The following is a 14,514-nucleotide window of genomic DNA, read 5'->3' as shown; positions in this document are numbered from 1 at the left end:
GTGCGGATCGATCGGAACGACCGCTGCCCCGGTCTTCGACACTGCCCAGACCGCGAGTACCGATTCGACGGATCTCGGAATCGACACCGCCACAAGATCTTCAGCCCCGAGACCACGGTTGATCAAAACGCGGGCCAGCTTCGACGACCACTCGTCGACCTCTCGATACGTCATGGACCTACCGGCCGCGGCCTGCGCCGTGCCGGGGTAGCGCAAAGCGACGTTGTCCGGGTAGCGCGCAGCAGCGTCGGCAAGAATCTCGGCCAACGGCGCCTGCGCTACTCCTGACGAAGCCCTTTGACTCGTCAGAACCTCACGCTCGGACGCGTCGAGGATTTCGATGTCACCCACTGAAGTTGCGGGGTCCGTCGCAATTCCGTTCAGAATGCGCATCAATCGTGCGGCGAATCCGCGGACGGTCGATTCGTCGAACAGATCCGTCGCGTACGTGAACGTCGCCGACAGCCCTTCTGATACCTCACTGATCGTGAGCTGCAGGTCGAACTTGGCCACGGTCTCGTCGATTTCGAACTCGGCCGCCGTCAGACCGGGCAGAGCCAACGAGTTCTGTCCCAGGTTCTGAAATGCCAATGCCACCTGGAACAGCGGGTGATGTGCCCTCGACCGAACGGGATCCAGCACTTCCACGAGCCGCTCGAACGGAAGGTCCGAGTGCGCGAACGCCTGAAGGTCGGTTTCCCGAGCCGAGGCCAGAAGTGTTGTGAACGCCGCCGAAGGATCAACCTCGGTACGCAAAACCAGGGTGTTGACGAACATTCCGATCAAATCGTCGAGTTCGGATTCACCTCGCCCGGCCATCGGTGCACCGATGTTGATGTCCGTTGTTCCCGACAGACGAGCGAGAAGCGACGCCAGAGCCGCATGGACCACCATGAACATCGACGCATTGTGTTCCCGGCCCACGCTGATCAGCCGCTCATGCAATTCCTGACCGATCGAGAATTCGAATGTCGCTCCCTGACCGGAGAATACCGCCGGCCGAGCCCGATCCCCCGGAAGATTCAACTGTTCGGGCACGCCGTCCAGTGCTTGCGCCCAGTAAGTGATCTGTTGCGCGATGACGGACTGCGGATCGTCCTCGGACCCGAGAACCTCACGCTGCCACAACGAGTAATCGGCATACTGCACCGGCAACGGCGTCCAGGTCGGAGCCTGGCCGTTGGTTCGGGCGTAGTAGGCGGTCATGACGTCGCGGGTCAACGGGCCCATCGAGAAACCGTCGGTCGAGATGTGATGCACCACGAATACCAGAACGTGCTCGTCGGCCTTGATCTGGAAAAGCTTGGCGCGCAACGGCACCTCGGCCGTCACGTCGAAGCCTGCCGCTACGAAGTTCGTTACCTCGGAAACGATCTCCGAATCCGAGACCGAGGTTGCAGCGAGGTTCACGTCGACATCAGCCGGTGCAACGATCTTCTGGTAGCCGACGCCGTCGACCTCGGGGTAGACCGTGCGCAGAACCTCGTGACGGCCGATAACGTCGGCGACCGCTTGCTCCAGCCCCGAGACGTCCAGTTCTCCGGTGAGAGTTATCGCAACCGGGACGTTGTTCCCTGCCGAGCTCGTATCCAACTGGTTGAGGAACCACATGCGCTGCTGCGCCAACGACAACGGAACCCGAACCGGACGCACCTGCGCAGTCAACGCCGCACGTGAACCGCCACCGACATGAGAACCCAAACGAGCAGCCAACGCCTCCACCGTCGACGCCTCGAACAACTCCCGCACCGACACCGAAGCATCCAACGCCTGACCCAACCGAGACGTCACCTGCGTCGCAATCAGCGAATTACCACCGAGCGCGAAGAAATCATCATCCAAACCAACACGCTCGACGCCCAGAACATCCGCAAACGTCTGCGCAACAACCTCTTCCACCACCGACGTCGGAGCACGGAACACCGCAACCTGCAACGACGGAACCGGCAACGCCCGACGATCCAACTTCCCGTTCACCGTCAACGGAATCGAATCCAACACCACAAACGCCGACGGCACCATGTACTCCGGCAACAACGAACCCACACCGGTGCGGACATCGTCGACCGAAACGCTCACACCCGCAGCCGGAACCACATACGCCACCAACCGCTGATCACCCGGAGAATCCTCACGGACGACCACCGCCGTCTGCGCCACCGACACATCCGCCAACACCGCAGACTCGATCTCACCGATCTCGATCCGGAAACCACGGATCTTCACCTGATCATCCGCGCGACCCAGATACTCCAAATCACCAGCGCTGTTCCACGAAGCGACGTCACCCGTGCGGTACAACACCTCGCCGGCATTGAACGGATTCGCCACAAACCGCGTCGACGTCAACCCCGCCTGACCCAGATAACCCCGAGCCAACTGAACACCAGAGACATACATCTCACCCGCGACACCAACAGGCACCGGAGCCAAACGCGTATCGAGCACGAACACCTGCAGACCCGAAATAGCCTGACCCACAACACTCGCCGACGCATCCGCCGCCAACGCAGCATCCAACACACGATGGCTCACATGCACCGTCGTCTCCGTGATGCCGTACATGTTCACCAACGTCGGCGCGAAGTCACCGCGGCGGCCGTACCAATCCGACAAGCGACGCAGCTCGAGCGCCTCGCCGCCGAAAACAACCCACCGCAACGACAACTCAGCGGCCCGACCGGATTCCGACGCCAACCGATCAGCCTCGGCCAACTGATAGAACGCCGACGGCGTCTGATTGAGCACCGTCACCCGCTCAGCAGCAAGCAACTCCAAGAACTGCTCCGGCGACCGCGACGTCACATAATCCACAACCACCAACGTGCCGCCGTACAACAGCGGACCCCACAACTCCCACACCGAGAAGTCGAACGCATAACTGTGGAACATCGTCCACACATCGGATTCGTCGAACCCGTACACACCCTCGGTATTCGCAAACAACTTCGCCACCGTCGTGTGCGGAACCTGCACACCCTTCGGGCGACCCGTCGAACCCGACGTGTAAATCACATACGCAACATTCGACGACCGCAACGGCGCAACACGATCCGCATCCGCCACCACCGAACCATCGAACTCCGACACATCCACCGCGTCGATATCAACCACAGGCAAACCAGCGGGCAACACCAACTCACGCCCGGACCACGAAATCGCAGCCACCGGAGCAGCATCAGCCAACATGAACTCGACACGATCAGCCGGATACGACGGATCCACCGGCAAATACCCCGCACCGGACTTCACCACCGCCAACAACGCCACCACAAGATCCGCCGACCGCGGCAACGCCACCGCGACCAACGACTCCGGACCACAACCCTGAGCAATCAACCTGCGCGCCAAACGATTAGCCCGCACCGACAACTCACCATACGACAACGACTCGCCACCGAACCGCACCGCAACCCGATCACCAAACCGCGCAGCAGCATCATCGAACCACGCCGACAACGTCGAATCCACACCACGATCGATCTGGCCGGCACTGAAGCGGGACAGCAGGTTTCGTTCTCCATCGACCAAGATGTCAACGTCACCCACCGCTACGGTGGGATCAGCAGTCACCGCACGGAAGGTCCTTACCAGCCGATCACCGAATTCCACAACGGTCGACTCGTCGAACAGATCCGTCGCATACGTCAAAGAGGCGGACATTCCGGCGGGTGCGCCGGCCTCGTCGGTTCGTTCGGTCAGGGTCAACTGGAGGTCGAATTTCGCCAGCGCAAGATCGGCACTTTCGATCGACACTTCGAGGTCGCCCAGTTCGAGCGTTGTCTGTTCGTGGTTCTGGAACGTCAATGCCACCTGGAACAGCGGATGACGAGCCTGCGAACGAACCGGATCGAGAACCTCCACCACACGCTCGAACGGAACATCCGCGTGCGCGAACGCCTGTAGATCCACTTCACGCGCCGAAGCCAACAGATCCGTGAACGACATCGACGGATCAACCTCGGTACGCAACACCAAAGTGTTGACGAACATACCGATCAGATCGTCGAGCTGCGCCTCACCGCGACCCGCGATCGGTGTACCGATCGCGATGTCGGTCGTTGCGGACAAACGAGAAAGTACGACGGCGAGCGCTGCGTGAACAACCATGAATGGTGTCGAGTTACTGCTGTGCGCAATCGAATTGACAGCTTCGTGCAGGGTGGCGTCGATATCGAACTCGACCTCGGCTCCGCGCCCTGAAGCGACCTCGGGACGAGGACGATCACCAGGCAGATCCAACTGCTCCGGAAGATCAGCCAACGCATCCGACCAGAACGCAATCTGCTTCGCGATCACGGACCGCGGATCGTCCTCGGACCCGAGAACCTCACGCTGCCACAACGAGTAATCGGCGTACTGCACCGGCAACGGCGTCCAAGCCGGCACCGACGCTCGTGTACGTGCTTCGTAGGCAACCATCACGTCACGGGTCAACGGACCCATCGAGAAACCGTCGGTCGAGATGTGATGCACGACGAACACCAGAACGTATTCGCTGTCGCCGACTTTGAAGAGCTTGGCGCGCAACGGGACTTCGGACGTCACGTCGAAGCCGACTGTCGCCAGCTCGGCGACGCCCGCAGCCAGGCGATCTTCCGTGATCGACACGGGGCTGAGATCGACGACAACGTCTTGGACGTCGAGGACGTCCTGATAGCCGACGCCGTCGACGTCTGGATACACAGTTCGCAGTGATTCGTGTCGGCCCACGACATCGATCACGGCGGCGTCAAGAGCTGCCACATCGAGGGCGCCCGAAATCCTGATCGCCGCCGGGACGTTGTTCACTGCCGACGCGGGTTCGAACCTGTTCAGGAACCACATGCGCTGCTGCGCCAACGAAAGTGGGATCCGAGCTGGCCGGGGCTGCTGCACCAGTGGGGCGGTGGCGCCCGAACCGGCGTGCAGCTCGAGCCGGACGGCGAGTGACTGCACGGTCGACGCTTCGAAGAGCGCACGAACCGGAACGCTTGTGTCGAGCGCCTCTCCCAGCCGAGCGGCGACACGGGTCGCGATCAACGAGTTGCCGCCGAGTTCGAAGAAATCGTCGTCGCGGCCAACCTGTGCGACTCCGAGAACTTCGGAGAACACCTGCGCGACAGTCTCTTCGACGGTCGTGATCGGCGCCTGGTACACCTTGGACTCGAACACGGGCGAGGGCAGAGCCTTGATGTCCGTCTTGCCCGCGGTGGTCAACGGAATCGAATCGAGTACCAGTACCGAGTCGGGGACCATGTAGCCGGTCAGGAACGTCGACACCGACTCGATGACCTGTGCGGGATCCACCTCGGCGCCGGCCTGCGGCACGACGTATGCAACGAGACGATCTCCGAAGTGATCGTCGGAACGAACGAGAGCAACAGCTTGCGCAACGCCCGCGCAACGGGTCAGCGCGGCCTCGATCTCGCCGAGTTCGATACGGAACCCACGGATCTTGACCTGGAAGTCACTGCGGCCCACGTACTCCACTGCGCCACCGTCGATCCACCGGACCACGTCACCCGTGCGGTACAACCGCTCTCCCGGCGCCCCGAACGGGTCTGCGACAAAACGACCCGCTGTCAATGCCGGCTGTCCCAGGTATCCACGAGCGACCTGAACACCCGACACGTACAACTCACCTGCGACACCAACCGGAACGGGCTGCAAGCGGCCGTCCAAGATCCGCGCGGCCATTCCCCGAATCGGGCCGCCGATGTTCATACGATCAAACGCGGTCAGCGTATCGCTGATGTTCGAGGCGACTGTCGACTCCGTCGGACCGTACGCATTGAAGAATCCACGCACACCGCCATCCGGAAGCGGCACCGCCCACTTGGCAACGAGAGACCGCGAACTGGCTTCGCCACCGACGACAACCACCCGCAACGCGTCGAGCCCGCTCGGATCCACTGATGCCAGCGCAGCGGGCGTCACGAACGCATGCGTCACGCCCTCCGAGCGCAAGATCTCGGCCAATTCCGCGCCGCCGTACACCGTCGTCGGCGCAATCACCATCGTCGATGCTGCTCCGAATGCCATCAGCAACTCGAGAACAGAAGCATCGAAACTCGGCGAGGCGAAATGCAGCGTTCGAGCATCCGCGGTCAGCGCATAGCGCTCGACCTGCTCGGCGCAGAAGTTCGCCACACCCGCATTGGTGACCACAACGCCCTTGGGCAGACCCGTGGTGCCAGAGGTGTAGATGACGTAAGCAGGCTGCCGCTCGTCGATCGCACTGCGTCGATCCGAATCACTCACCGGCGCGCAAGATTCTGCCGCGCACGCCGCCACTGTCTTCTCGTCGTCGAGAACAACCCACGTCAACGCCGACGGCAATCCTGCCTCGACGTCACTGAGCGCAAGACCCAGCACCGCACCGGAATCGGAGATCATGTGGGCGATACGGTCAACCGGATACGTCGGGTCGACGGGCACGAATGCAGCACCCGTTTTCACCACTGCCCACAGAGCGAGAACCGAATCGGCCGAACGCGGAATCGCGATCGCGACCCGATCCTCCGGCCCGACGCCCTTCTCAATCAGAACACGAGCGAGTCGCGACGACCGCTCGTCGAGTTCGCGGTAGCTGATTGACTGACCGTCGAAGCGAATCGCATCCGCCGACGGATCCAAAGCGGCCGCCGCTGTGAGGATCTCGACCAGGGTTCCCGAGACCGACTGACCTCCATGAACATCGGCCAGCACACCCCGCTCGGCCGCATCGAGAATATCGATGTCACCGACGACAATCGAAGGAACCGACACGACAGTCTCGAGGATACGAACCAGACGCCGAGCAAACCCCTCGACCGTCGAAACGTCGAACAGATCTGCAGCAAACGTGAATTCGGCCGAGAGCCCTTGCTGGATCCCGTCTTCGCCGATCGACTCTGTTACTGCGAGTTCGAGGTCGAACTTGGCAGTGGTCGTGTCGATTTCGGCGGCCTTGATCGCCAGTCCCGGCAGTTCCAATGCCGTTTGCGCGAGATTCTGCAAGGACAGCACAACCTGGAAGAGCGGATGTCTGGCCTGCGACCGGGCGGGAGCCAAGACGTCCACCAACCGCTCGAAGGGCACGTCCGAGTGAGCGAACGCTCCGAGCGCAGAATCACTCGCCGCAGCCAGCAGATCCGTGAATGTCTGGGCCTGGTCGACCTCGGTGCGCAGAACAAGCGTGTTGACGAACATACCGACGAGATCGTCGAGCGCCTCGTCCCCGCGACCGGCAACGGGAGTGCCCACGGCGATGTCCGAGGTCCCGCTCAGTCGGGCCATCAGAACGGCAAGCGCCGAGTGCAACGCCATGAAGAGCGTCGCGTTGTTCTCCCGTGCCAGCGCGTCCAATCGACGGTGCACATCCCCGGAGATCTCGAACGCGAATCGCTCGCCGCGCATCGACGCCACATCAGGCCGAGACCGGTCCGACGGAAGCTCGATCACATCCGGTAGGTCTGCCAGAGTCTCGGTCCAGTACGAGATCTGCTGCGAGATCAGTGATTCCGAGTCGTCTTCCGACCCCAGAACCTCACGCTGCCACAACGAATAGTCGGCGTACTGCACAGTCAACGGCTGCCACGCCGGCGCGATCCCGTCCTTGCGTGCCGAGTAGGCAATCATGACATCGCGAGCCAGGGGCGCCATCGACCAACCGTCAGCGGCGATGTGATGAACCACGATCGCAAGGGTGTGCTCGGTGTCGCTGACCGTCAACAGGCGGACACGGATCGGCACGTCGACGGTGACGTCGATCGCTGAGGATCCGATTGCAGCGACTCGACTTTCGAGCTCGTCCTGATCCGAAACCGACTCCACGGTCAGCCCGCCGAACGCCTCCGAGAGCGACAGAATCGACTGCTTCGGTCCGGAAGCCCCGTCCGGATATACCGTTCGGAGCACCTCATGCCGGGCCAGTACGTCCTCCAGCGCCATTTCCATCGCGGCAGTATCGAGATGACCAGTCAGGTGCAGAGCAAAAGTGATGTTGTAAGCAGCTGAGTCGGTGTCGAAGCGGTTCAGGAACCACATGCGCTGCTGCGCCAGCGACAACGGAATTTCCGCGGGACGCACCTGTGCGACGAGCGCCTTCTGCCCGCCGCTACCTACGTGCGACTCGATGTGTGCGGCGAGCGCCTCGACGGTGGAAACGTCGAATAGCGTTCGCACCGGCACCGTAGTGTCGAGCGCCCGCCCCAATCGGGAGGTGACCTGAGTGGCCACCAGGGAGTTGCCACCGAGTTCAAAGAAGTCGTCGTCGAGGCCGACTCGTTCCACTCCGAGAACATCCGCAATCACCTGCGCGACAATCTCTTCCACCGGCGTGGTGGGTGCACGAAACTCGCGGACCTCGAAAACAGGCTCCGGCAAAGCCCGGCGATCCAATTTGCCCACCGGGGTCAACGGAACCTCAGCGAGTTCCATGATGACGGACGGAACCATGTAGCTCGGCAGAGCCTCCGCCACGAACGAGGCGAGCACGTCCCGATCGAAACTCGACCCGTCAGCCAGTTCGACGTAGGAAACGAGGGTTGTGATACCCGCCGCGCCTTCGCTTCCGACCGTCACCGCGAAGCGCACAGACTCGTGCGAGGACAGAACTGCGTCGATCTCACCGAGTTCGATACGGAATCCGCGAACCTTGACCTGGAAGTCACTGCGGCCGACGTATTCGAGAACCCCCGCGTCACCGCGCGCGTCTCCGCCGGTCCAGCGCACGACATCGCCGGTCCGGTACATTCGCTCGCCATCCGGCGAATACGGGTTGGCGACAAACCGTTCCGCAGAAAGGCCTCGCCGCTCATGGTAGCCGCGAGCCAATGCAGCGCCCGCAAAGTAGAGCTCTCCCCTGGTACCGACTGGAACAGGATGCAGACGCTCGTCGAGTACCAGTGCCGACATGCCCTCGACGGGACGCCCGATGTCGATCGATCGGCCGATCGCGAGATCGCCGAACGACGAGATGATAGTGGTCTCGGTCGGACCATACCCATTGAAGTAGGCGCGCCCTGGGGCCCATTTCGCCAGCAACTCGGGAGTGGTCACGTCACCGCCGACGGAGACGACTCGCAATTCAGGCAGCTCTGCCGGCTCCATGGTCCCGAGTACTGCGGGAGTGATGATCGCGTGTGTGACCTTCTCGGAATGAAGAAGATCCGACAACTCGTGTCCACCGATAATTGTCGACGGAACGATCACCAAAGTTGCACCCGCGGAGAAGGCGACCATCCATTCGAGTACCGACGGGTCGAAGCTCGGTGAACAGATATGGAGGAAGCGCGAGGACTGTTCTACCCCGTAGCGACGCTGTGCTGCGTCTCTGACGCCACGGAGTCCACCGTGAGTGACGCTGACACCCTTCGGTTTTCCCGTGGAACCGGATGTGTAAATGACATATGCAACGTGAGAACTGTGAATCGGAGCGATTCGGTCCTCGTCCGTGACCGGCGCTGAAGATTGCGCCGACAGTTCTCCGTTCAGCGCCTGGCCGTCAAGGACCAACCATTCTGTGACCGCAGGAAGCTGATCTACGAACTGTCCCGACGTGAGTCCGATCGCGGCCGAAGAATCGGCCAGCATGTGCCGGACACGATCTTCCGGATAACTCGGGTCGACTGGGACGTATGCCGCCCCTGACTTCGCCACCGCCCATACTGCACAGACCATCTCGTACGAGCGAGGAAAGGCGAGAGCAACAATGGTCTCGGGGCCGGCGCCACGTCCGATCAGAACCCGTGCGAGCTTCGACGACTGCTCATCGAGCTCTCGATAGGTGATCGATCGACCCTCGAAGCGCACAGCAACCGAATCCGCCTCAGCCGTGCCGGACAGGAAGATGTCGACGAGACTCTGCCGGGGCATCGTGTCATCCGCGGCTACGACCGTCAGATCGGTGCGCTCGGAGCGTGAGAGCAGGTCGATATCGCCGACGATCGTTTCAGGTCGGGTAGCCACGGCATCGAGGATGCGCACGAACCGAGTAGCGAAAGTGTTCACCGTGGCCGGATCGAACAGGTCCGTGGCATAGGTGAAGGTGGCGCTCAAGACGTCCGAGTCTTCGCTGCCTTCAGGATTCTCGGACACCATGAGCTCGAGATCGAATTTGGCGACCGGTACTTCCAATTCAGCTGCAACTGCTTTGACACCTGAGAATTCCAGTTCGCGTCGTCCACTGATCTCCGCAGTGAGCGCAACCTGGAACAGCGGGTGACGAGCCTGCGAACGCGCCGGACTCAGGACTTCGACCAACCGCTCGAACGGCACATCGGCATGCCCGTAGGCAGACAAGCCCGATTCCCTTACCCGAGCGAGCAACTCTTCGAATCGTTCGTTCGGATCGACCTCGGTGCGAAGCACCAGGGTGTTCACGAACATGCCGATCACGTCGTTGAGCGCTTGATCGCCTCGCCCGCCGATCGGGGCACCGATCGCGATGTCGGAGGTACCACTGAGCCGGCTCAACAGCGTTGCATATGCCGCCTGCAACACCATGAACAGCGAGACGCTCCTCGAGCGCGCCAACTCGTTCAACTTGCGCGTCGTGCGTTCGCTGATCTGAAAATGGTGCTTGGCACCGTGATTGGACGCGATGGCCGGACGAGGTCGGTCGGTCGGCAGATCCAACTGATCCGGCAGATCGGCAAGTGCCCGGCGCCAGAAGTTGATCTGGCGAGACGACTCCGAGCGCGGGTCTTCGTCGGATCCCAGTGCTTCGCGCTGCCACAGGGCGTAGTCGGCGTACTGAATCGGCAGCGGCGTCCACGCCGGCGCAGACTTCTCACTTCGCGCCGAGTAGGCGACGAGAAGGTCACGTGCGAGCGGACGGAACGACAGTCCGTCTGCAGCGATGTGATGGAGAACCATCACCAGGACGTAGTCCGTCGGAGACACCTCGAAGAGGGCAACCCGTACCGGGATTTCGAGCGTCACGTCGAAGCCGCGAGACGCCACGTCGAACAGCGCCGCGTCGAGATGCGAATTCCGAATCTTGACCGGATTCAACTCCACCGCGGCCCGGTCGACCGGCAGAACCAGCTGTTGCGCGGTTCCGTCGACATCAGGGTAGATCGTCCGCAAGGACTCGTGTCGCTCGAGAAGATCCATCACCGCGGCATGCAGGGCGGACGGGTCCACCGAACCGGTGAGCCGGACCGTGAACGGAAGATTGTAGGCGGGCGTCGACGGATCGAGACGGTTGATGAACCACATGCGCTGCTGCGCAAGCGAGAGCGGGACGACCTCGGGACGAGGCTTGGCGATCAGCGGGGTGAGCTGCCTGGCGTTGCCCGCCACCGACTCGGCGCGGGCCGCCAGGGTGGCGACCGTGGTGGATTCGAAGAGCTCTCGAACGCCGAGTTGCACTCCCAATGCCGAACCCACTCGCGTCACCAATTGTGTTGCAACCAGAGAGTTTCCACCGAGCTCGAAGAAGTCGTCATCGATACCGACGCGCTCGACACCGAGAACGTCGGCAAACACGTCCGCCACGATGCGTTCGATTTCGGTGCGGGGCTCGCGGTACTGCTTTGCACTCGCGAACACCGGCTCGGGCAACCCGGCACGATCCAATTTGCCACTCGTGTTGAGCGGCAACGCATCGAGCACCATCAACGCGGCCGGAACCATGTACGACGGGAGGCTTCGGCCGGCGAACTCACTGAGGACCGCAGCATCGATGTTTCGGCCTGGACCCGGCACGACGTAGCCGACCAATTGATCACCGGTCGGGGTGACGGTCACCAAAACGACAGCCTGCGAAACGTCGGGGTGCGCCAGAAGGACGGTCTCGATCTCGCCGAGTTCGATGCGCTGCCCGCGGAACTTCACCTGGAAGTCTGTACGCCCGATGTAGTCGAGATTTCCGTCCTCACGGCGACGAACGAGGTCGCCGGTCCGGTACATACGCTCACCGGCCGTGCCGTACGGATTGGCTACGAACCGATCCGAGCTCAGGTCCGGTCGACCAACGTATCCGCGCGCGAGTTGAACGCCGGCGAGATAGAGCTCACCCGGCTGCCCGATGGGGGTCGGGCGAAGTTGTCCGTCCAGTACGTGCGCCTGAGTGTTCCACTGCGGCATACCGATCGGCACGGAAGTAGTATCCGTGGCCACGGCCTCGTAGTACGTGACCGATACCGCAGCTTCGGTCGGACCGTACAGGTTGTGCAGTCCGGCTCCACAGAGTTCACGGAAGGCCGAAGACGTCTCGGGCGGGAGCGCCTCGCCGATGACGAACACGTGGCGCAACGAATCACAAGATCCGGCAGGTGCATTCGCCGTGAACAGCGTGAGCATGGATGGCACGAAGTCGGTGATCGTGACGCCGAGCTCCGCGATCTTGTTCGCCACGTAGATCGGGTCCCGATGGCCGTCCGGAGTCGCGACGACGAGCGTGGCGCCGACCTGCAACGGCATGAAAAATCCCCACAGCGACACGTCGAATGTCGTGGCGGTCTTCTGCAGGTAGATGTCCGACGCCGAAAGCCCGTACTCGGCATTCATCCACTGAAGCTGATTGTTGATCGCTGCGTGAGTGACCGCGACACCCTTGGGTCGCCCGGTCGACCCCGAGGTGTAGATCACGTACGCAGTGTTCGAGAAATGCAAGGGAGACAGGCGATCTGCGTTGGCGATCGGTCGACTGTCGAGCCGTCCGTAGTCGAGGGTGTCGATCTCGATCACCCGAGTCCCCTCGGGCAGATCCACCTCGTCCCGCGCAGTAGTCACAACACACGTGGGCTGCGCCGACTCGAGAATATAGGCGGTGCGGTCGGCTGGATGGTCGGGATCTACCGGCACCCAGGCCCCGCCGGCCTTGGCGATCGCGTACAGACCGACCATCAAGTCCAGAGACCTGCGGATCGAGAGCCCCACAAGCGATTCGGGTCCGACACCCATGGCGATGAGCTGTCGGGCCAAACCATTTGCGCGGGCGTCGAATTCGGCGTACGTGAGGCTGGCGCCTTCGAAAACGACAGCGGTGGCATCGGGAGTTCTCTCGACCTGACGCTCGAATGCTTCGGTGATGGTCTGCGAGGCAACGTGGAAGCCGGTGCGGTTCCACAAGGCAACCTTGTTTCGCTCCTCGTCGGTTGCGACAGGAAGATCCCAGACCTTGCGGCTCGTTTCGGCCGAGACGAACTTCTCGAGAAACTCTACGAACCGCGAGTGATTTCGCTGGGCGTCCGCGGGCGCGTACAGATTGGGATTCGACTCGAAGTCGATGTGTGTGCGGGTATCGCCGACGCTCTGGTACAGGTTGACACCGAGGTCTTCGATCAAACCCGTGGACAGGATGTGAAGCTCGCCGACGAGGGGCCCGAACGCCAACTCGGTGGAAAACATCATGATGTTGATCCAGGGACCGAAGAATCCGCCCCTGCCCGGCCCGTCCCCGCCGCGAACCATGTCCTCATGTCGGTATCGCTGGTGGCGCAGTGCGCCGGACATTTCGTTCCTGACATCGTCCAGAAGCTCCTGGACGGTGGTGTCCGCGGTGACGGTCAGGCGCAGCGGCACGACGTTGGAGACCATGCCTCCGGATCGACGCAGCACGGCTGTTGTTCGACCGGAAACGGGCAGACTCAGCGACACGTCCTCTCGCCCGGTCATCTGAGCGAGGTACGCCGCAAACGCCGCGACGACAGTGCCGGCAACAGTGGTCTTCTCGATGCGCTCGAGGAACCGCCCGAGCAGCGCCTCGACGTGGTTGGACAGCGCTGCACTGTCGATCCGACTGACTGGAGCAGGCGCGGCACTTCGACCCGCGAGGCTCGAGATCTCGTCGAGATTCTCGATCTTGTCTGCCCAGTACTTGCGATCGGTTTCGAAACGACTCGACTGGCGGTACTTGTTGTCCACCTCGTAGACGTTCCGGAGATCGGAGGCCTCACTCGGCTCCGGATCCCGGCCCTCCACGCGCGCCGAGTACAGCTCCGCCACACGAGTGACGAACGTCGACGCACCGAATCCGTCGAGAATTGTGTGGTGGACCCGCGTGTACCAGTAGTAGCGATTCTCGCCGAGCCGCAGGATCGTGGCAGAGATCAAGCGGTCCGTGAGCATGTCGATCGGCCGGCTGCGATCTGCTCGCATCCACCGCATGGCAGCGTCGTGCGAGTCGTCTTCACTACGAAGGTCGACGTAACCGACCGAATCATCGAGTGTGGGGTCGATGATCTGGTAAGGCTGGGCGTCGATCTCGAAGATCCGGACGAAGGCCGACCCGATTTCGCGACCGGCGTCTGCGCAGGCCTGCCGAAGGGCGTCAAGTTCCAGAGCACCACGGAGTTCGACGTACTGAGCGATGTTGACCGGAACGGCGGGATCGAGGTGTTGCGCGAACCACATACCGAGCTGGGCCGCGGAAAGCGGGAATGCGTCGGATCGCTGAACGTCTTCCGGCGAGCTGCCGACCTCCGGCTTGCCGCTCCCCAGTTCTCCGTTACCCAGCGAATTCACGCCCACAGCCTCTCTTCCACACCATTGCGCACCCGTGCGAGCCGAACGTCCGATTCGCAGCAGCTACCGACCTCA

General features: G+C 62.1%; 1 protein-coding gene. It reads right to left on the bottom strand.

Translation table 11 applies throughout. The annotated features are described in order from the left end of the window. Window positions 1–14,439: amino acid adenylation domain-containing protein (locus ACYP01_RS09070; RefSeq protein ID WP_459679506.1), on the bottom strand; the 14,439-nt coding region annotated here is incomplete at its 3' end. Window positions 14,440–14,514 lie beyond the last annotated feature (75 nt).

It is taken from the genome of Rhodococcus sp. no. 34 (assembly GCF_054589475.1).
The sequence above is the reverse complement of the archived record's forward strand: the minus strand, read 5'-3'. Positions and strand labels throughout refer to the sequence as shown.